The organism is Pseudomonas sp. GW821-FHT11D10, from assembly GCF_058808435.1.
Genome location: NZ_JBXARR010000001.1, coordinates 787,926 through 808,829, shown reverse-complemented (window position 1 = coordinate 808,829; position 20,904 = coordinate 787,926). Strand labels below are relative to the sequence as shown.

Here is a 20,904-nt window from a genome sequence, read left to right as displayed (position 1 = left end):
TTCATGCAAAAGCGCCACATGCTCTAAATCGGCACAGGTTTGTTATGATCCCGCTCCTTCGTCATGGTCTTTTTCGAGTAGTCCCAATGTCCGATCGCAGCGTCCGCCTTCAAGCTCTCAAGCAAGCTCTCAAAGAGCGCATCCTGATTCTCGACGGCGGCATGGGCACGATGATCCAGAGCTACAAGCTCGAAGAGCAGGATTATCGCGGCAAACGCTTCGCCGACTGGCCGAGCGACGTCAAGGGCAACAACGACCTGTTGGTCATCACCCGTCCCGACGTGATCGGCGGTATCGAAAAAGCCTACCTGGATGCCGGTGCCGACATCCTGGAAACCAACACCTTCAACGCCACCCGCATTTCCATGGCCGACTACGGCATGGAAGAACTGGCCTACGAACTCAACGTAGAAGGCGCACGGCTGGCACGCAAGGTCGCTGACGCCAAGACGGCCGAGAACCCGGACAAGCCGCGCTTCGTCGCTGGCGTGCTCGGTCCTACGAGTCGCACCTGCTCGCTGTCGCCGGACGTCAACAACCCGGGCTATCGCAACGTCACCTTCGATGAGCTGGTGGAAAACTACACCGAGGCCACCAAAGGCCTGATCGAGGGCGGCGCCGACCTGATCCTGATCGAAACCATCTTCGACACCCTCAACGCCAAAGCCGCGATCTTCGCCGTGCAAGGCGTGTTCGAGGAGCTGGGCTTCGAATTGCCGATCATGATTTCCGGCACCATCACCGACGCCTCCGGCCGTACCCTGTCGGGCCAGACCACCGAAGCGTTCTGGAACTCCGTGGCCCACGCCAAACCGATTTCGGTCGGTTTGAACTGCGCCCTCGGTGCCCGCGAACTGCGTCCGTACCTGGAAGAGCTGTCGGACAAGGCCAGCACCCACGTATCGGCGCACCCGAACGCCGGCCTGCCGAACGAATTCGGCGAGTACGACGAGCTGCCGGTGGACACCGCCAAAGTCATCGAAGAATTCGCCCAGAGCGGTTTCCTCAATATCGTCGGCGGTTGCTGCGGTACAACCCCAGGCCACATCGAAGCCATCGCCAAAGCCGTCGCCGGCTACGCGCCACGGCAGATTCCGGACATTCCGAAGGCCTGCCGCCTGTCGGGTCTGGAACCGTTCACCATTGATCGCAGCTCGCTGTTCGTCAACGTCGGCGAGCGGACCAACATCACCGGTTCCGCGAAATTCGCCCGCCTGATCCGTGAAGACAACTACACCGAAGCCCTGGAAGTCGCCCTGCAGCAGGTCGAGGCCGGCGCCCAGGTGATCGACATCAACATGGACGAAGGGATGCTCGATTCGAAGAAGGCCATGGTGACCTTCCTCAATCTGATTGCCGGCGAGCCGGACATCTCCCGCGTACCGATCATGATCGACTCCTCGAAGTGGGAAGTGATCGAAGCCGGCCTCAAGTGCATTCAGGGCAAGGGCATCGTCAACTCGATCAGCATGAAAGAAGGCGTCGAGCAGTTCATCCACCACGCCAAACTGTGCAAACGCTACGGGGCCGCCGTGGTGGTGATGGCGTTCGACGAAGTCGGCCAGGCCGATACCGAAGCGCGCAAGAAAGAAATCTGCAAACGCTCCTACGACATTCTGGTCAACGAAGTCGGCTTCCCGCCGGAAGACATCATCTTCGACCCGAACATCTTCGCCGTGGCCACCGGCATCGAAGAACACAACAACTACGCTGTGGACTTCATCAACGCCTGTGCCTACATCCGTGACGAACTGCCGTACGCCCTGAGCTCCGGCGGTGTGTCCAACGTGTCGTTCTCGTTCCGCGGCAACAACCCGGTGCGCGAGGCGATTCACTCGGTGTTCCTGCTGTACGCGATCCGCGCCGGCCTGACCATGGGCATCGTCAACGCCGGTCAGCTGGAGATCTACGACCAGATCCCGCAGGAACTGCGCGACGCTGTTGAAGACGTGATCCTCAACCGCACGCCGGAAGGCACCGACGCCCTCCTCGCCATCGCCGACAAGTACAAGGGCGACGGCAGCGTCAAGGAAGCCGAGACCGAAGAATGGCGCAGCTGGGACGTCAATAAGCGTCTGGAGCATGCGCTGGTCAAGGGCATCACCACCCACATCGTCGAAGACACCGAAGAATCCCGTCAGTCGTTCGCGCGCCCGATCGAAGTGATCGAAGGCCCGCTGATGTCCGGCATGAACATCGTCGGTGACCTGTTCGGTGCCGGCAAAATGTTCCTGCCGCAGGTGGTGAAATCCGCCCGCGTGATGAAACAGGCCGTAGCTCACCTGATTCCGTTCATCGAACTGGAAAAAGGCGACAAGCCGGAAGCCAAGGGCAAGATCCTCATGGCCACGGTAAAAGGCGACGTGCATGACATCGGCAAGAACATCGTCGGCGTGGTGCTGGGTTGCAACGGCTATGACATCGTCGACCTCGGCGTGATGGTGCCGGCCGAGAAGATCCTGCAGGTGGCCAAAGAGCAGAAATGCGACATCATCGGCCTGTCCGGCCTGATCACTCCGTCGCTGGATGAAATGGTCCACGTGGCCCGCGAGATGCAGCGTCAGGACTTCCACCTGCCGCTGATGATCGGCGGCGCGACCACCTCCAAGGCGCACACGGCGGTGAAGATCGAACCGAAGTACAGCAACGACGCGGTGGTCTACGTGACCGACGCCTCCCGCGCCGTGGGCGTGGCGACGCAGCTGCTGTCCAAGGAACTGAAAGCCGGTTTCGTCCAGAAGACCCGCGAAGAGTACATCGACGTCCGCGAGCGCACCGCCAACCGCAGCGCCCGAACCGAACGCCTGAGCTACGCGGCTTCGATCGCGAAAAAACCGCAGTTCGACTGGGCCTCTTACACTCCGGTCAAACCGACCTTCACCGGCACCCGCGTACTGGACAACATCGACCTCAACGTACTGGCCGAGTACATCGACTGGACGCCGTTCTTCATCTCCTGGGACCTGGCCGGCAAGTTCCCGCGCATCCTCGAAGACGAAGTGGTCGGTGAAGCGGCGACCTCGCTGTACAAGGACGCCCGCGAGATGCTGACCAAGCTGATCGACGAGAAGCTGATCAGCGCCCGTGCGGTGTTCGGCTTCTGGCCGGCCAATCAGGTCCACGATGACGATATCGAGCTGTACGGCGATGACGGCAAGCCAATGGCCCGTCTGCATCACCTGCGTCAGCAGATCATCAAGACCGACGGCAAACCGAACTTCTCGCTGGCCGACTTCGTCGCGCCGAAGGACAGCGAAGTGACCGACTATGTCGGTGGTTTCATCACCACCGCCGGCATCGGCGCTGAAGAAGTGGCCAAGGCTTATCAGGACGCTGGCGACGATTACAACTCGATCATGGTCAAGGCCCTGGCCGACCGTCTGGCCGAAGCCTGCGCCGAGTGGCTGCACCAGCAGGTGCGTAAAGAGCACTGGGGTTACGCCAAGGATGAAGTCCTCGACAACGAGGCGCTGATCAAAGAGCAGTACTCCGGCATCCGCCCTGCCCCCGGCTACCCGGCGTGCCCGGATCACACCGAGAAAGCCACGCTGTTCGCCCTGCTCGACCCTGAGGCCCAGGAAATGCGCGCCGGTCGCAGCGGTGTGTTCCTGACCGAGCACTACGCGATGTTCCCGGCGGCAGCGGTCAGCGGCTGGTACTTCGCCCATCCGCAGGCGCAGTACTTCGCCGTAGGCAAGGTCGACAAGGATCAGGTGCAGAGCTACACCTCGCGCAAAGGCCAGGAACTGAGCCTGACCGAGCGCTGGCTGGCGCCGAACCTGGGTTACGACAATTGAGTTACGACAACTAAGTCAGCTACGCGCGACACCCTGTGGGAGCCAATTGGCTCCCGCAGGTATTTCTGCGACCTGAAAACGGTTGGCTATGCTTGTCTGACACACACGGCAGACGGGGGATTTATGGACGATCCAGTCGACAACAAGCCACCGACCTTCTGGCAGATGCTGCACAGCGTCATGGCGGCGGCGTTCGGGGTGCAAAGCGGCAAGAACCGGGCAAGGGACTTCACCCACGGCAAGCCCAGCCATTTCATCTTTTTGGGCATTGCGTTCACGGCAGTGTTCGCCCTGACGCTGTTTGGCATCGTTCAACTGGTGGTGCACCTGGCGGGCGTCTGATCCGCTCAGCGCATGAGTGTCTGCAGATTGAACGGATAGCGATACGAAACCGGACGGCCCTTCGCCGAGAGCTTGCGAAAGTGCACGCCGTAGTCCGGTGAGATGCCCATGGCCAGCATTCGGCGGGCATGTTCTTTGTCGATCAGTTGCAACAGCGGAATCTGCCGGTCACGACCGCCATACTGATTCAGATCGACGCCTTGCGCGTGATCATGCAGTTCGACCAGCGCCCAGCCACCGAGGGTGAAATGCCCGCCGAGCAAGGCACTCAAGCGACCGTCGACCATGGCCTGCAAAGCTTCGGGCGAGGTGTTGACCGCGCTGAACAGCACATCCTTGCCCGGCACCTTGCCGACCTCGGACGCGGCGCGCATCGCACCGAAGGCCATTTCATCGTTGGCCGCCCACACCAGTGACACGTTCGGGTAGCGAACCAGCAATTGCTTCGCCTGCTCGTAAGCCCGCTGTTGCGTCCAGCCGCCGTAGACCAGTTGGCGCAAACGCACTTGAGGATGTTCGGCCAGCGCCCGTTGCATGCCCTTCTCGCGCAGCTGCGCCGAGGGCGTGATCTTCAGGCCGGAAAACGCCAGCAGGTCGATGCTTTCGCCTGGCGCCACAGCCGGATGCAGACGAATCAGCTCCTTCATCATCAGATAGCCGCCCTCCTCGTCGTTGGGCACCAGGCTGCCGATGCGATCCGCGCGGTCGGTCACCAGCGCCTGCTGGTTGGGCGTCAGGGCCGAATTGACGATAAAGAGCTTCACGCCGCTGTCGTTGGCCATGCGCAGAATCTGCGGCGCCACGTACTGTTCGTTGACGAACACCAGATAATCCGGGCGCTCAGGGCCCTGCAAGGCCAGTCGCGCCTGCGCCAGAGTCAGTTCCGGCTGGCGCTGGGCGTAGAGGATGCGCAGGTCAATCCCCAGATCCCGGGCGGCGGCCTGCATAAATTGCGAGTAGCTGACCCAGAACGCTTCCTGCGTCGAGCCCGGATTCAGGAACAGCACCGACTCTGCACGCGCGCAGGTACCGAAAACCGCGCCGAACAGCAGCAGGCTGAGGTGAAGAAGCTTGAACATGAATCATCCGGGCCCAAGGAAAAATGGCCGCGCATTATAGCCATTGATCGCCTGGCCTTTGGCGCTTGATCCCGCCTTTTGTCCGACAATCGTCGCAAGCGGGGCCCGGACGAGTCGTTTTACTGATGGCTGACCCAGAACACCGCGGTTCCAACGACCAGAATGATCAGGAACAGAATGGCCCATGCATCGACACTGCTATCGCTTTTCCTTGCCTTGGTTGGGTTGCTCATTGCATCGCCTCTTGTCGGTTTTATCGGTGATTGCAGAAAGACTCGACCACAGTTAAGACGATGATTGTCCGCACGACAAATGTGGGTTAGTTGACAGCGATTCTCGTTAGGCGATTTGGTTCTTTCCATATACTCAAACATCACTTTTGCGCATAACTGCAAACGGGTATATTGCCCCGGCTCCGTCAGGGAGTGCGCGGCCGTGCGCGCAGAATTGCAGAGGAACCATCGGACTCCAGCAAGCGAAAACGCAGCGTTTTCCGAGTGGCCAAAGCCTGAGAACAGGACTTATATGTACGTATACGACGAGTACGATCAGCGGATCATCGAGGACCGCGTCAAGCAGTTCCGTGATCAGACCCGACGCTATCTGGCAGGTGAGCTGAGCGAAGAAGAATTCCGCCCCCTGCGCCTGCAAAATGGCCTGTATATCCAGCGTTTCGCGCCGATGTTGCGCGTGGCGGTGCCTTACGGCCAACTGACTTCGCGTCAGATGCGCATGATGGCAAAAATCGCCCGCGACTATGACAAGGGCTACGCCCACATCAGTACCCGCCAGAACGTGCAGTTCAACTGGCCGGCGCTGGAAGACATCCCGGAGATTCTCGCCGAGTTGGCCACCGTGCAGATGCACGCGATCCAGACCAGCGGCAACTGCCTGCGCAACGTCACCACCGACCAGTTCGCCGGTGTTGCGTTCGATGAGCTGATCGATCCGCGTCCGTGGTGCGAAATCGTGCGTCAGTGGACGACCTTCCACCCGGAATTCGCTTACTTGCCGCGCAAGTTCAAGATCGCCGTCAACGGTTCGACCTCCGACCGTGCGGCCATCGAAGTCCACGACATCGGCCTTGAGCCCGTGCACAACGCTGCTGGCGAACTCGGTTTCCGCGTGCTGGTCGGCGGTGGTCTGGGTCGTACCCCGGTGGTCGGCGCGTTCATCAACGAATTCCTGCCATGGCAGGACTTGTTGAGCTACCTCGACGCGATCCTGCGGGTCTACAACCGCTACGGCCGTCGTGACAACAAATACAAGGCGCGGATCAAGATCCTCGTCAAGGCGCTGACTCCGGAAGTCTTCGCCCAGAAAGTCGATGCCGAGATGGAACACCTGCGCGGGGGCCAGACCACGCTGACCGAAGCCGAAGTGCATCGCGTCGCCAAACACTTCGTCGACCCGGACTACAAGGCACTGAGCAGTCAGGACGCCGAACTCGCCGCCCTCGACAAAGAGCATCCGGGCTTCGCCCGCTGGCGTACCCGCAACACCCTGGCGCACAAGAAGCCGGGCTACGTGGCCGTGACCCTGTCCCTGAAGCCGACCGGCGTTGCGCCGGGCGACATCACCGACAAGCAGCTCGACGCTGTCGCCGACCTGGCCGACCGCTACAGCTTCGGTCAACTGCGCACTTCCCACGAACAGAACATCATTCTGGCCGACGTCGAGCAGAGCCAGCTGTTCACCCTGTGGGGCGAGCTGCGTGAAGGTGGTTTCGCCACGCCGAACATCGGCCTGCTGACCGACATCATCTGCTGCCCTGGCGGTGATTTCTGCTCCCTGGCCAACGCCAAGTCGATCCCGATCGCCGAATCGATCCAGCGCCGTTTCGACGACCTGGACTACCTGTTCGACATCGGTGAACTGGACCTGAACATCTCCGGTTGCATGAACGCCTGCGGTCACCACCACGTCGGCCACATCGGCATTCTGGGTGTGGACAAGAAAGGTGAAGAGTTCTACCAGGTCTCGCTCGGCGGCAGCGCCAGCCGTGACGCCAGCCTGGGCAAGATCCTCGGCCCGTCTTTCGCTCAGGAAGACATGCCGGACGTGATCTCCAAACTGATCGACGTGTACGTGGAACAGCGCACCGAAGACGAGCGCTTCATCGACACCTACCAGCGTATTGGCATCGACCTCTTCAAGGAACGCGTCTATGCAGCGAATCATTAAGAACAACGAGGTCGTCGACGAAACCTGGCACCTGCTGCCCAAGGATTTCAACATCGACGAAATCAGCAACTGCGACGACCTGATCGTCCCGCTGCAGCTGTGGCGTGAACACGCCCGCATGCTCAAGGCTCGCGATGGCGGTCTGGGTGTGTGGCTGGATGCCGACGAAGAAGCCGAAGAAATCGGTGACGACGTGAACGAGTTCCAGGTGATTGCCCTGAACTTCCCGGCGTTCACCGATGGCCGCAACTATTCCAACGCCCGCCTGCTGCGTGACCGTTACGGTTTCAAAGGCGAATTGCGGGCGATTGGCGACGTGCTGCGCGACCAGCTGTTCTACATGCGCCGCTGCGGTTTCGATGCCTTCGCCCTGCGCGCGGACAAAGACCCGTACGACGCCCTTGAAAGCCTCAAGGACTTCTCGGTGACCTATCAGGCCGCCACTGACGAACCGCTGCCGCTGTTCCGTCGTCGTTGACCGTGTACCCCGAGCCCGCCTGCGCGGGCTCGGGGGCTCTGCTTATCCCTCTCTCGTTCCTAACCTGTTGGGCCCCGGTGTGACCGGTAAAGTCAGCCCCGGATGCCTCGCCAGTGCCGCGCTGGTCAGTTGTTTTCGCAGTTCCAGGCTTTCATTTCTGAAGTTGTCGAAGATCGTCGTCATTTGCTGACTGGCGGCCTCACGAGACAACCCGACCTGTGCTTCCAATCGCGAAAACGCTTGTGCACTGCGATCGAGAACGCTGGCAAATGCATCCTGACGTGTCGTCAGCAAATACTCCGCCCAGAACTCCTGCCTGCTGACCGACTCAGTCAATAGCACCGTCTGCTCGGCCCTGACGACCTCCCGATACGCGTGATCGATCTGCGCGTCGGTCACCTCGGTATCCAATGGTACATTCAGCTCTGTGGGTTGTGCTGGCAATGCCAGGCGCCGCGCCAGTCTCACTCGATAAATCAGACTGACATCCAGCGCCTGACGATGAGTGAAGGTTCCGGAGCGGGAGCGCCGCGCAATATCGAGCAGCGCTTGCTTTTCCACCTGCTGCAAACGGAACAACCCGCGCAACAGACGGACCAGGTCGCCTTCAAGTGTCTGTGTACCGGTACGGGCCGCTGCCGCTGCCCGATAACACAGAACCCTGACCTCCAGATCGCTGAACAGCCCCGCAACATTGGGGGCACTTACCCAAGCTGATCGGGCCATGCGAAACAGCGCTCGACGCAACGAATCATCCTCGCAGGCCGCCTCCAGCACATTCCACACCCGCTGCCCGAGCTGGTCGCGGGTTCGGAAGTAATCGGCGGTTTCACGCAGTTGCATGAGCACTTCAAAAAAATCCCGGGAGTCCGGGGCAGCCGACAGCGATGACAGCACCTGCTTCGCCCGGCCGAGCTCCACCGCCGGCAGGCCGTTGACCCACCCGGCCCCCTCACGATCACCCGCCAATCGCAGGGTGTGGTTGTACTCGGTGATGAGCACGCCGAGGCTTATACCTTGTGACTGTTGGTACGCAGCGATGTCTTTGAGGCTAGCCGCCGACAGCGGGTTGCCATCGACCGTGGTGCCCCGGTTCAGTACCACGCGGGAGGTGAACACGGACGACGGGATATCGACGATCTTGTTGTTGCGCAAATCGAGAGACTCCAGATGCGCAAGCACATCGGTGTTCCCTGGCCATTCGCTGATGCCGGTGTCACGCAGGTTCAGATGGCGCAAACTGCGCATCGCACTGACATCGGGCGTCCGCCCCAAAGTCGAGTTGAACCCAAGGTCCAGCGTGCGCAAATGCTGTTTGCCGCCCAGTTCCTGCATCGATCGCTCGGTCAGGCGAATGCTGTTATTGCTCAGATCCAGCCCGGTCAGCGCCGGCATATCGCCGATCGCAAGAGGAATGCGCGTCAACCCGTTCCCTGACAGATTCAGCACCCGCAACCCGGCAAAATTACGCAAAAATGTGTTCAACCCGGCACTGGCGCCAACGCCACTCATCTCCAAAGCGGTGATGTGGGAAAAATCACCAACGAGGGTCGGCATTTCCCCCAGCGGCGCTGCATCGAATGTCAGACTGTAGGTCGGATGCCCCGCGTGCACGGAGTGGCGGGTTTCCTTGCGCCAGGCGCGCAAAATGGCTTGCATTGCCCGAGCCTTGCTATGGGTAGGCACCTTGATTCTCGGGCCCTCCGCTTCCTGATAATACGTATCGCGGTGAGTCCAGCGCTCCAGGGTTTCGACCATCGTCCTGTATTGCTCGCGCAGCCGCTCCAGTGATCTGATGACCAGGACTTCGTCGGTGCCCAGCGAGGTCACGAAACGTTTGAGCTGCGCGGGGGATTGGGCCGGATACAGCTCCTGCGCCCGACGCATGAGCACGGGAGATGTTCCCGATGCAGAACTCGAAGGATCCGACGGCTGGACGAAGGCTGGCTCGATCCGACGATCCGCCAGGCCCATGGGTGAACGGTAATCGGCGCTCACCGGTTCAATTCCCAACACCTTGGCGAATGCCTCGCGCCGCTGCAGTGCAGATACCGTGATTTTCTGCCGCAAGCCAGTGCCGTCGATGTCCTTGTCGACCCCGATGGCCTTGCGACTGTGGGCCGGCAAGCTTTCCCACAACGTCTGGAAAAAATTCGCCCGGGTGCGCGTCGGCTGACTGGAGATGACCGTGTGACGCGTGTCCTGGCCCTGATAGCGCTCGGCGTAGGCTTCGATCAGCACTTTGTGCGCGGCATCACTCGAGCCGACGGTTGCCCGCTGATCGGTATACACACCCCAATCCAGAATTTCGACAAACACATCGCCAGGCCAGCCGGGCAAATGGGTCAACGTGTCGAGTATCAGCATGTCGGAATCGCGCCCGCAGGCCGCGTCCAGGTACAACCCCTCATAGGCCCGGTTCAGACGCTGGATCTGCTGATAGCGCCGCGCCTCTTCGGCCAGGCGCAGCGGTACAGTGTCGGATTCCAGCTGCTCCCACTCGCGCACATCGGCATGTTGCACCAGTTCGTCGACAACACTGGCTGAAAGTCCCGGAAATGCCTTGAGGATCGGCTCGCTTCTGGAAAGTTCGCAAATGTCGGCTCGCCGGAACAGCCGGTCCATCATCGCCATGCGCATGCGCGGTGCCAGCGCGGCAATGTGACTGGCCAGTAGCGCCGTCTGGTTTTTCCGCTCCACGGTAGCCGACCCCAGCAAACGCGAACGCTCACTGTCATTGAGCGCTGCCAACAGTGGCATATGGAACTGGCCATTTTTCAGCAAGTCCTCACTGATTTTCACCTGACGGGCCGCATTATCTGCACCGTAGCGCGTCACTTCGTAGCCGGTGATGTCCTCCACAACAATCGCCATGTCTCGAGGCCAGCGCCCTCGCCCCGTCAGCAAATACAACTGCAGATCGGCGTCTGCCATGGGGGCAGACGCCGGTAAGGCCATCTGCTCCATGAACAACCCGACGTCGGTATCTGCGCGAAAACGCCTTACAGAATCCGACAGCGCCGCCATCGGTTTGCCGCGCTCGACAAACAGCTGCCGCATAACCGCCTCATCGATGCCACTGGCCGCGATGATTTGCAGCGCGCGAGTATCAGAAACCGTCTCTTCCCGGAATCCCAAACGACGGAACAGGGTCAAGGAGCTCCATTCGTGCGGCAACTCGGAATCGTGACGCCAGGCGCCCGCACCGTTGGTCTCGATTAAAGGTGAATAGCGTTCGGGGAACTGCGGGTCATGTACCTCCCACAAGCCGGTGCCGGTCACCGGACGCACCACGTACGCATCGGGCCCCAGCGGCAAATAGCGCTTGTCTGCGCGCCAGACCAACCCTTGTGCGTCGGCCGTAAGGTTGCTCGGCAAGGATTCACGATGACGGTAAGCCGTCATGTCCGGATTCCAGAGTCGATGCGACATCGCGCCAACCGGGACGCGCCGCAACCCCTGCATGAAACTCGACGAGCGTACGAGTCTATAGGCCTCGCCGGTGGCCACACCGCCAGCGGCGAAGCTCGCCATGAGGATCAGGTTCTCAAGGGTGTCAAACAGACAATCGGCGGCACGTTCCTGATCGCCGTGAGCCCAACTGTCGAAGCCCTCGTAAATCTCGCCGAGCAATTGCAGCCCGGCAACGGCACACAGGACTTCACCGAGCACCGGCACAAAGGAGACAAAGAACAACAGCGTATTCAGTCCGATGGCTTTGTAGCTGTCGAGCCTGGCCAGACGGGTTTTCTCATCCTCATCGTCGGTGGGCACCACCAACAGACGAGTGTCGGCTCGCACCTGCGCCGCGCGGTGCTGGAAGATGGCCAGAAACAGATCCCGTTTTGCGTCACCTTCAAGATCGATGCCTGTCAGCGGCAGATAGGTCGAAGTAATGGGAAACTGGTTCGGCCTGGCATTCAACAACCGCACACTCAGTCCGGTCAGGAAAAGCGAGCGATCTTGCATAGGAAGAAATCGCATGAAAAAACGTCGGAACTCGAAATTGCGTAAACGCCCGCTCAGCTCAAGCTCGAATTTCTGGAACGACACATACTCTTTCAATGGGTGATCAGGATCGCCCGGCATATAAATCACACAACGGTAATCATCTTCCTCTGGCTCGCTGATCAGGCCGATGAACATGGCGCCTCGAAGTTGCACCCCTAGCATTTCAAGACTTTGATAGCCGAGCGTGTTCTTGCCCAGCTTGATCGAGGATTCCGAATTCCTGACCGAATTGAGCATCCGGTAAACATCGGCACTGATGTGACCACGCATGTAGGCGATATGCCGATCAACATCGAATTGATCTCTGGAGTAAGCGATAGATGTTTCCTGCAAACTGGCGACTTGAGTATCGCTACCAAAAAAACCTTCCACATGTTTCTGGTATTGTTTGCCAAGATCCAGGTATCGGCAAAGTCTGGCGAACTCATGTGGCTTTATTGGCAAAACCCGGTTGGATCGCCCCGTTACTTTCTGCGGAACGTAGAGCAAAGAGCTCTCGTGATAGCTGCTGGCCAGGGTTTCAGACAACTCGAAATTTTCACAGGCGGCCGTCAACAGATCGCGATCGATCGGCAACACCAGTTTCTTTCGCAGCCCCAACAGACTTGAGGTTGAGCGTACATGCTGAAAAATCGCCCCATCGACTTCGAAGGGCTCGCCCATTTTCTCAGCCATGACCTTGGCCAGAAGGGGTGTGCAAAAGCTCTGTGGGGATTTTAGCGTCCGCAGCTTTTCCAGCGCGGCATGGCGTGATTTGAAACTGGCCTTGAAACTTTCATAGAGGTCATTGCGCGCGACCTCTGAAGATTCAAGTAGCCAGGTGGGCATCCGTTCTTTATACAATTCAAAGAAGACACCCTGTTGAGCCGGCGTCATGACAGGCAAACTTGATTGATTCTTTTCAACATCCATGTTCAACAACTCTCATTCTGAAATGAACATTCAGAATAAAGTTGAAAAACCGTTCGATACAGCGCGATCAGTTGATGTATTGCCGACCAAAACAACAACATTATGCGACGATAAAATACCTATATAACGCACTGTCTTACGATAAAAGTGTTTCACGCTCGCGAGGCTGAAACCTCACGAGCGTACGCAACACCTACCAGAATCGTTGCTGGGTCAGCCTGCTCCACCAGCTCAGCAACACGCGATCCACCGAACCGCTGGCCGCCATGCCGATACGCTCCTGCAGGCTTTTGCGTTCGGCATAGTGCAGGTGATAGACCTCGGACTGCTTGGCACGCTCGGCCAGGTATTCGTCGCTGGTCTTGAGTTCGTCGACCAGTTGCTTGTCCAGTGCCGCGATGCCGAGCCAGACTTCACCGGTGGCGACCTCGTCGATCGCCAGCTGCGGGCGATAACGGGCAACGAAGTTCTTGAACAGCTGGTGGGTGATGTCCAGGTCTTCCTGGAATTTCTCCCGGCCCTTCTCGGTGTTTTCGCCAAACACGGTCAGGGTGCGTTTGTACTCGCCGGCGGTCAGCACTTCGAAATCGATGTCATGCTTTTTCAGCAGGCGGTTGACGTTGGGCAACTGCGCGACTACGCCGATGGAGCCAAGGATAGCGAACGGCGCGCTGATGATCTTCTCGCCGATGCACGCCATCATGTAGCCGCCGCTGGCCGCGACCTTGTCGATGCACACGGTCAACGGCACGCCGGCTTCACGAACGCGCGCCAGTTGCGACGAGGCCAGTCCGTAGCTGTGGACCATGCCGCCGCCGCTTTCCAGACGCAGGACCACTTCGTCCTTCGGCGTCGCCAGGGTCAGCAGCGCGGTGATCTCGTGGCGCAAGCTTTCAGTAGCGGAAGCCTTGATGTCGCCGTCGAAGTCCAGCACGAACACCCGAGGCTTGGCGTCGGGTTTCTTCTTCTGTTTCTTCTCGGATTTGGCCTGGCCCTTGCGCAAGGCCTTGAGCTGGTCCTTGTCGAGCAGGGTCTGCTCCAACCGCTCACGCAGGCCTTTATAGAAATCGTTGAGCTTGCTGACCTGCAACTGGCCCGCGGATTTGCGCCGGCCCTTGCTGCGCAACGCAGCGAAACTCGCCAGCACCACCAGAATGGCGATGACCAGCGTCACGGTCTTGGCCAGGAAACTGGCGTATTCAGTGAAAAACTCCACAGTGACTCCTTCAAACGATGCGCGGTCGTGAAACACACGCGGGAATTGGCTCCAGCATACCCATGCACCGGCCGGTCGGCCAGCCGTGAAACCTCTGGCAACAAGGCTGGAACGGGCATTTCAAACAAGCGTATGTTTTTTCATTGACAGCTCACCGTCATCCCCATAACCTCGCCACAACCTTCAACGTACCGGGATGACGCGGACGTGGGCAGCATCTACTTGATTCGACATGGCCAGGCCTCCTTTGGTGCAGACGACTATGACGTCCTGTCGCCGACTGGTGTACGCCAGGCAGAAATCCTCGGCCGTCACCTCGCCGAACTCGGAATCAGCTTCGACCGCTGCCTGTCGGGCGACCTGCGCCGCCAGCAACACACGGCCAACAGCGCGCTGGAACAGTTCGCCGCTGTCGGTTTACCGGTACCGGCTCTGGAAATCGATTCGGCTTTCAACGAATTCGACGCCGACGCCGTGATCCGCGCCCTGCTCCCGGCCATGCTGCCGGAAGAGCCCGAAGCGCTGGAGATCCTGCGCAACGCCGCGCAAAACCGTGGCGAGTTCCAGCGCATCTTCGCCCTGATCATCGAACGCTGGCTCGCCGGCACTTACGACACACCGGGCCTGGAAAGCTGGCTGGGTTTCGTCGAGCGGGTACAGGCCGGGCTGCAGCGGATTCTCGAACAGGCCGACAACACCCAGAAAATCGCGGTGTTCACCTCCGGTGGCACGATCACCGCCCTGCTCCACCTCATCACTCAAATGCCTGCCCGGCAGGCCTTTGAACTGAACTGGCAAATCGTCAACACCTCGCTCAACCAGCTGAAGTTCCGCGGTCGCGAGGTGGCTCTGGCTTCCTTCAACAGTCATGCACACCTACAACTGCTGAAGGCCCCGGAACTCATCACGTTTCGCTGAGTCCGGATTACTGTGACCCTGCTGCAATCAACCAAAAAGGATCGAACCATGACCTCCGTAGCTGATGCCGTAAAAGCAATGCAAGCCAAGTTCAACCCAGCCGCCGCTGCCGGTCTGGATCTGGTCTTCGGTTTCAACATCACTGACGAAGACAAGCAATACGCCCTGATCGTCAAAGACGGCACCTGCGACATCCAGGAAGGCGAAAACGCCGACGCCAACTGCACGCTGGTGCTGGACAGCGAAACCCTGAAAGGTATCGTCAGCGGCGAAACCGACGGCATGCAGGCTTTCATGGGCGGCAAGCTGCGCGTTGAAGGCGACATGATGCTGTCGATGAAACTGTCCGAGCTGTTCCCGGCTTAAGACCGCAGCCAGTCTGCAAACAAATCCCGCCCCTGTGGCGGGATTTGTCGTTTCAGGCGTTCACACCGGCAAACGATGCGGCCAGCAACTCCCGTGTATACGGATGCCGAGCCGAATGGAACAACCCGGCCGTTTCGCCACGTTCCACCACCTCGCCATCCTTCATCACGATCAGATCGTGGGCCAGCGCCCGCACCACCGCCAAGTCATGACTGATGAACAGATAAGTCAGCCCGTGCTCCTCCTGCAACCGGCGCAACAACGCGACGATCTGTTTCTGCACCGTGCGATCCAGCGCCGAGGTCGGCTCATCGAGCAGGATCAGATCCGGCTTGAGCACCAGCGCCCGGGCGATGGCGATGCGTTGTCGTTGCCCGCCGGAAAACTCGTGGGGATAGCGATGACGCGTCGCCGGGTCGAGCCCGACTTCCTTCAATACATCGATCACCGCCTGCTCGCGCGCCTGCGCATTCAAGTCGCTGTGCACCTGCAAACCTTCGGCAATGATCTGCTCCACGCACAAGCGCGGGCTGAGGCTGCCGAACGGATCCTGAAACACCACTTGCAGGCGTTTGCGCAGCGGACGCAATTGTTTGCCGCTCAGTTGTTCAAGCGCCTCGCCCTTGAAGCGGATGCTGCCGTCGGCGTCGATCAGGCGCAGGATCGCCTGACCCAGCGTGGATTTGCCTGAGCCGGACTCACCGACAATGCCCAGAGTCTTGCCCCGCTGCAGGTTCAGATCGATGCCATTGACCGCGTGCAGATACGACTTGGCCCGCAGCCATCCGCCGCCCAGTGGAAAACGCACATTCAGTTCGCGAACCTCAAGCAAATCCTCCGCCGCATCACGACACAACGCCGCACCGCCGGGTTCGGCGTTGAGCAATTCGATGCTGTAGGGATGCTGCGGCGCGCGGAACAATTGCTCGCAGCTCGCCTGCTCAACGATCTCGCCCGCGCGCATCACCGCCACTCGCTGGGCGATGGTGCGCACCAGATTCAAGTCGTGACTGATGATCAGCAGCGCCATGCCCAGCCGCTGTTGCAGTTCCTTGAGCAGCAACAGAATCTTGCGCTGCACCGTGACGTCGAGGGCCGTGGTCGGCTCATCGGCGATCAGCAATTGCGGTTCGCACGCCAGCGCCATGGCGATCATCACCCGCTGTCGCTGTCCGCCGGAGAGCTGATGCGGATACGCCTTCAGCCGCTCGCGCGGTCGTTGAATGCCGACCAGTTCCAATAGCTCCAGAATCCGTTTGCGCGCCGCCGCGCCCGCCAGGCCCTTGTGCAGCGCCAGGCTTTCGCCGAGTTGCCGCTCGATGCTGTGCAACGGGTTGAGCGAGCTCATCGGCTCCTGAAAAATCATTGCGATGCGGTTGCCGCGCAGTTGCCGCAGATAGCGCTCGTGTACACCCAGCAACTCTTCGCCGCCATAACGGATGCTGCCGTCGATCCGGGTGATGTGCGGGTCCAGCAGTTGCAAAATGCTGTGGGCCGTCACCGACTTGCCGGAACCCGACTCGCCCACCAGCGCCAGGCATTCGCCCGGACAAATGTCGAGGTCGATGCCGTGCACCACTTCCTGCCCTTTGAACGCCACCCGCAGGTCGCGTATTTCGATCAGATGTTCACGCATATCAAGTCCTGGGGTCGAAGGCATCACGGCAGGCTTCGCCGATGAATACGAGTAGAGAAAGAATCAGCGCCAGGGCAAAAAATGCCGTCAGCCCCAACCACGGTGCTTGCAGATTGTTCTTGCCCTGGCCGATCAGTTCACCCAGCGAGGCACTGCCGGCGGGCATGCCGAAGCCGAGAAAATCCAGCGCCGACAACGTGGCGATCGCCCCGGTCAGAATGAACGGCAGGTACGTCAGCGTCGCACTCATGGCATTGGGCAGGATGTGCCGCACGATCACCTGCGCATCGCCGACACCCAGCGCCCGCGCCGCTTTCACATACTCAAGCCCCCGGCTGCGCAGGAACTCGGCGCGCACCACGTCCACCAGACTCAGCCAGGAAAACAGCGCCATGATCCCCAGCAACCACCAGAAATTCGGCTCGACGAAGCCCGACAGAATGATCAGCAGATAAAGCACCGGCAGCCCCGACCAGACCTCCAGGAGACGCTGGCCGAGCAAGTCGACCCAACCGCCGTAATAGCCCTGCAAGGCACCGGCAGCGATACCGATCAACGCGCTCACCGCCGTCAATGCCAACGCAAACAACAGCGAGACCCGCGTGCCGAATATCACCCGCGCCAGCACGTCCCGCGCCTGATCGTCGGTGCCCAGCCAGTTGTCAGCGGTGGGCGGGCTCGGGGCCGGTTCGGTGAGGTCGTAGTTGGCCGTGTCGAAGCCGAACGGGATCGGCGCAAACCACATCCGTCCGCCCTGCCCCTCGATCAGTTCATGCACCTGGGCGCTGCGGTAGTCGGGCTGGAACGGCAGCTCACCGCCGAAATCCTGCTCGGTGTAGCGTTTGAACGCCGGGAAATACCACTCGCCCTGATACGTCACCAGCAACGGTTTGTCGTTGGCGACCAGTTCGCCGCCCAGGCTCAGACCGAACAGCGCAAGAAACAGCCACAACGACCACCAGCCGCGTCGATGGGCCTTGAACCGCGCCCAACGGCGCTGTCCGATTGGAGAAAGCATCGGCATCAGGCAGTCCTCGCGGTGAAGTCGATGCGCGGATCGACCAGCGTGTAGCACAGGTCGCCCAGCAGTTTTATCAAGAGCCCGAACAAGGTGAAGATGAACAGCGAACCGAACACCACCGGGTAATCCCGCGACACCGCCGCTTCGTAGCTCAGGCGGCCGAGACCGTCGAGGGAGAAGATCACTTCGATCAAGAGCGAACCACCGAAAAACACCGTGACCAATGCCTGAGGCAATCCGGCCACCACCAGCAGCATCGCGTTGCGAAACACATGCCCGTACAACACCTGTCTTTCACTCAGGCCTTTGGCCCGGGCCGTGACCACGTACAGCCGTGAGATCTCGTTGAGGAAGCTGTTCTTGGTCAGGATCGTCAGCGTCGCGAATCCGCCGATCACCAGCGCACTCACCGGCAACACCAGATGCCAGAAGTAATCGGCGACCTTGCCCCACAGCGACAGCTCGGCGAAGTTGTCCGAGACCAGCCCGCGCACCGGAAACCAGTCCAGCGCCGTACCGCCGGCGAACACCACGATCAGCAGCAACGCAAACAAAAAACCCGGCATCGCATAGCCGATGATGATCGCCGCGCTGCTCCAGACATCGAACGCCGAGCCGTTATGCACGGCCTTGCGAATGCCCAGCGGAATCGATACCAGATAAGTGATCAGCGTCGCCCACAATCCCAACGACAAGGTCACCGGCAGCTTCTGCCAGATCAGCTCGGTGACCGTCGCGCCCCGGAAGAAACTCTTGCCGAAATCCAGTTGCGCGTAGCTCTTGAGCATCAGCCACAAGCGCTCACCGGTACTTTTGTCGAAACCGTACTGACGCTCGATCTCGGCCACCAGTTTCGGGTCCAGCCCACGGGTCGCGCGGGACTCGCCACCAATGCTCTCGACATGACTGGCACCCACCGCCGCACCGACGCCGATCCCCTGCAATCGGGCGATGGCCTGCTCGACCGGGCCACCGGGCGCGGCCTGCACGATGACGAAGTTCACCAGCAGAATCGCCAGCAAGGTCGGCACGATCAGCAGCAAACGCCGCAGGCTATAACCCCACATGGGCGTACTCCTTGTGCTGGTGCTGCATTTGCGTCGAAGTCAGCGCGGTCGGACTGATTTCCCACCAGGTGTCGAGACCGGCGTCGTACAGCGGCGCAATCGCCGGGCGGCCGAAACGGTTCCACCACACCGTGGAAATCCCCGGCGGGTAATAGTTGGGAATCCAGTAATAGCCCCACTGCAACACCCGATCCAGAGCATGGGCGTGGCGCAGCAGGCTCTCGCGATTGTCGGCCTGGACCACGCCTTCAAGCAGCGCATCCACCGCCGGATCGCGCAGCACCATGTAGTTGTTGGAGCCGGGATCGTCGGCGCCGTCGGAACCGAAATAATTGAACAGCTCGCGCCCCGGCGCCTGACTCACCGGGTAACCGACCACGATCATGTCGTAGTCGCGGCTGCGCACGCGGTTGGTGTATTGCGCGGTGTCGACCTGACGAATATCGAAACCGATGCCGATCTGCGCCAGGTTGCGCTTGAACGGCAGCAGCAGACGCTCGAAGCCTTTCTGGCCGTTGAGAAAAGTGAAATGCAACGGCTCGCCGGCGGCATTCACCAATTGATCGCCACGGGGTTTCCAGCCGGCGGCCTCCAGTAACTTCAGCGCCTGCAACTGTTGCGCGCGGATGTTGCCGCTGCCGTCGGTACGCGGCGCTTCGAATACCTGGCTGAAGACTTCATCGGGAATCTTGCCGCGCCACGGTTCGAGGATTTTCAGTTCTTCGGCATCCGGCAGTTCAGTGGCGGACAACGCGCTGTGGGAAAAGAAGCTGCGCTGACGCAGGTACATGCTGCGCATCATCTGCCGGTTGCTCCATTCGAAATCCCAGAGCATGGCGATCGCCTGCCGCACCCGGCGATCCTGAAACACCGGCTTCTGCAGATTGAACGTAAACCCTTGGGCACCTTGCGCGGCCCCGGGTGCGAGGTGTTCGCGCAGCAACTTGCCCTGCTCCAGCGCCGCGCCGGCGTAACCGATGGTGTAACTGGTGGCAGAGAACTCGCGGTTGTAATCGAAGCCGCCGGCCTTGAGCACTTGTCGCGACACATCGGTGTCGGCAAAGAACTCCACGCTCAACTGATCGAAGTTATAGAGCCCGCGAGTGATCGGCAGATCCCTGGCCCACCAGTCCTTGATCCGCTGGAATTTCACACTGCGCCCGGCATCCACCGCGCTGACCTTGTACGGCCCGCTGCCCGGCGGAATCTCGAAGCCTGCGCCATCGGCGAAATTACGCGTGCGCCACCAATGCTCAGGCAACACCGGCAACGTCGCCAGATCCAGCGGCAAGGTACGGCTCTCGTTGTTCTTGAACACGAAACGCACCTGGGTCGGCGACTCGACCTGCACCTCGGCGACATCGCGAAACTGCTGGCGATACTTGAGGCTGCCCTGAGTGGTGAACAGCTCGAAGGTGAAGCGCACGTCTTCGGCAGTGATCGGCGTGCCGTCCTCGAACCGCGCCTTGGGGTTGAGGTAAAAGCGCAGCCAGCGCCGGTCCGCGTCCAGTTCCATGCGTTGGGCGACCAGACCGTAGACGCTGTAAGGCTCGTCCTTGCTGCGATAGGCCAGCGGCGCATAGAGCCAGCCGTCGATGTCGGCAACGCCGGTGCCTTTGTCGATGTAGGGAATCAGGTGATCGAACGGGCCGCTCTCCAGCGAGGAGCGGCGCAAGGTTCCACCCTTGGGCGCGTCGGGGTTGGCGTAGGCCAGGTGCTGGAAGTCCGGGGCGTATTTCGGGGCTTCGCCGTAGACCGTGAGGGCGTGTCGGGGCGCCGCGAACAGCGCCGGGCTCAGCAACAGACCGACGCTGAACAGAATGACTCTGGAAAACATGGGCAGATCCTCTCACCACGTGCCTGCCTGACTGTGATGT

13 protein-coding genes are annotated in these 20,904 nt (G+C 60.3%); 6 read left to right on the top strand and 7 right to left on the bottom strand.

Annotated features, from left to right (window positions below):
* Positions 1–86 precede the first annotated feature (86 nt).
* Complete coding sequence (gene metH, locus AC1RT4_RS03850) at positions 87–3,797, top strand: methionine synthase (RefSeq protein WP_207982909.1); 3,711 nt, start codon at positions 87–89, stop codon at positions 3,795–3,797.
* A gap of 123 nt (positions 3,798–3,920) precedes the next feature.
* The gene (locus AC1RT4_RS03845; protein WP_007959515.1) at positions 3,921–4,139 is read left to right on the top strand and encodes a DUF2970 domain-containing protein; all 219 of its coding nucleotides are present in this window, start codon (positions 3,921–3,923) and stop codon (positions 4,137–4,139) included.
* A 5-nt stretch (positions 4,140–4,144) separates the two neighbouring features.
* Here AC1RT4_RS03845 and AC1RT4_RS03840 read toward each other — a convergent pair whose 3' ends face one another.
* Positions 4,145–5,218 carry an ABC transporter substrate-binding protein gene (locus AC1RT4_RS03840; RefSeq protein WP_493083639.1) on the bottom strand — a complete coding sequence of 358 codons (1,074 nt, stop codon included), beginning with the start codon at positions 5,216–5,218 and terminating at the stop codon, positions 4,145–4,147.
* A gap of 525 nt (positions 5,219–5,743) precedes the next feature.
* Here AC1RT4_RS03840 and AC1RT4_RS03835 point away from each other — a divergent pair.
* Positions 5,744–7,402, top strand: a complete 1,659-nt coding sequence (locus AC1RT4_RS03835) for a nitrite/sulfite reductase (RefSeq protein ID WP_493083637.1) — start codon at positions 5,744–5,746, stop codon at positions 7,400–7,402.
* Complete coding sequence (locus AC1RT4_RS03830; protein ID WP_007959510.1) at positions 7,386–7,880, top strand: DUF934 domain-containing protein; 495 nt, start codon at positions 7,386–7,388, stop codon at positions 7,878–7,880. Before AC1RT4_RS03835 ends, AC1RT4_RS03830 begins: the two co-directional genes overlap by 17 nt.
* 42 nt (positions 7,881–7,922) lie before the next feature.
* Here the strand turns inward: AC1RT4_RS03830 and AC1RT4_RS03825 are convergent, their stop codons facing one another.
* Both AC1RT4_RS03825 and sohB read right to left on the bottom strand, forming a co-directional pair.
* Positions 7,923–12,803, bottom strand: a complete 4,881-nt coding sequence (locus AC1RT4_RS03825) for a dermonecrotic toxin domain-containing protein (RefSeq protein WP_493083634.1) — start codon at positions 12,801–12,803, stop codon at positions 7,923–7,925.
* Positions 12,804–12,996: 193 nt separating this feature from the next.
* A complete protein-coding gene (gene sohB, locus AC1RT4_RS03820) occupies positions 12,997–14,019 on the bottom strand; it encodes a protease SohB (RefSeq protein ID WP_085603233.1) in 1,023 nt (340 codons plus the stop codon).
* 207 nt (positions 14,020–14,226) lie between these two features.
* On the opposite strand from sohB, the gene AC1RT4_RS03815 reads away from it, so the two are divergent.
* Together AC1RT4_RS03815 and AC1RT4_RS03810 are read left to right on the top strand one after the other, a co-directional pair.
* Positions 14,227–14,937, top strand: a complete 711-nt coding sequence (locus AC1RT4_RS03815) for a histidine phosphatase family protein (RefSeq protein WP_007959503.1) — start codon at positions 14,227–14,229, stop codon at positions 14,935–14,937.
* A 48-nt stretch (positions 14,938–14,985) separates the two neighbouring features.
* Entirely contained in the window at positions 14,986–15,303 is a 318-nt protein-coding gene (locus AC1RT4_RS03810) for an SCP2 sterol-binding domain-containing protein (protein ID WP_114883460.1), read from the top strand.
* Positions 15,304–15,355: 52 nt separating this feature from the next.
* On the opposite strand, the gene AC1RT4_RS03805 is transcribed toward AC1RT4_RS03810, so the two are convergent.
* From AC1RT4_RS03805 to AC1RT4_RS03790, 4 genes are read right to left on the bottom strand one after another with little or no spacing between them, the layout of a single operon-like run.
* The gene (locus tag AC1RT4_RS03805; RefSeq protein WP_493083630.1) at positions 15,356–16,939 is read right to left on the bottom strand and encodes an ABC transporter ATP-binding protein; all 1,584 of its coding nucleotides are present in this window, start codon (positions 16,937–16,939) and stop codon (positions 15,356–15,358) included.
* Between the two features lies 1 nt (position 16,940).
* Entirely contained in the window at positions 16,941–17,963 is a 1,023-nt protein-coding gene (locus tag AC1RT4_RS03800; RefSeq protein WP_493083628.1) for an ABC transporter permease, read from the bottom strand.
* Positions 17,963–19,027: a microcin C ABC transporter permease YejB gene (locus tag AC1RT4_RS03795; RefSeq protein WP_493083626.1), complete on the bottom strand. Its 1,065-nt coding sequence runs from the start codon at positions 19,025–19,027 to the stop codon at positions 17,963–17,965. Before AC1RT4_RS03795 ends, AC1RT4_RS03800 begins: the two co-directional genes overlap by 1 nt.
* Entirely contained in the window at positions 19,014–20,864 is a 1,851-nt protein-coding gene (locus AC1RT4_RS03790; protein ID WP_493083624.1) for an extracellular solute-binding protein, read from the bottom strand. Before AC1RT4_RS03790 ends, AC1RT4_RS03795 begins: the two co-directional genes overlap by 14 nt.
* Between the last annotated feature and the right edge of the window lie 40 nt (positions 20,865–20,904).

What these genes read in the sequence shown, in the direction of transcription:
- metH (WP_207982909.1), top strand. Translation starts at nt 87, where the DNA reads ATGTCCGATCGCAGCGTCCGCCTTCAAGCTCTCAAGCAAGCTCTCAAA.
- AC1RT4_RS03845 (WP_007959515.1), top strand. Translation starts at nt 3,921, where the DNA reads ATGGACGATCCAGTCGACAACAAGCCACCGACCTTCTGGCAGATGCTG.
- AC1RT4_RS03840 (WP_493083639.1), bottom strand. Translation starts at nt 5,218, where the DNA reads ATGTTCAAGCTTCTTCACCTCAGCCTGCTGCTGTTCGGCGCGGTTTTC.
- AC1RT4_RS03835 (WP_493083637.1), top strand. Translation starts at nt 5,744, where the DNA reads ATGTACGTATACGACGAGTACGATCAGCGGATCATCGAGGACCGCGTC.
- AC1RT4_RS03830 (WP_007959510.1), top strand. Translation starts at nt 7,386, where the DNA reads ATGCAGCGAATCATTAAGAACAACGAGGTCGTCGACGAAACCTGGCAC.
- AC1RT4_RS03825 (WP_493083634.1), bottom strand. Translation starts at nt 12,803, where the DNA reads ATGGATGTTGAAAAGAATCAATCAAGTTTGCCTGTCATGACGCCGGCT.
- AC1RT4_RS03810 (WP_114883460.1), top strand. Translation starts at nt 14,986, where the DNA reads ATGACCTCCGTAGCTGATGCCGTAAAAGCAATGCAAGCCAAGTTCAAC.
- AC1RT4_RS03805 (WP_493083630.1), bottom strand. Translation starts at nt 16,939, where the DNA reads ATGCGTGAACATCTGATCGAAATACGCGACCTGCGGGTGGCGTTCAAA.
- AC1RT4_RS03800 (WP_493083628.1), bottom strand. Translation starts at nt 17,963, where the DNA reads ATGCCGATGCTTTCTCCAATCGGACAGCGCCGTTGGGCGCGGTTCAAG.
- AC1RT4_RS03795 (WP_493083626.1), bottom strand. Translation starts at nt 19,027, where the DNA reads ATGTGGGGTTATAGCCTGCGGCGTTTGCTGCTGATCGTGCCGACCTTG.
- AC1RT4_RS03790 (WP_493083624.1), bottom strand. Translation starts at nt 20,864, where the DNA reads ATGTTTTCCAGAGTCATTCTGTTCAGCGTCGGTCTGTTGCTGAGCCCG.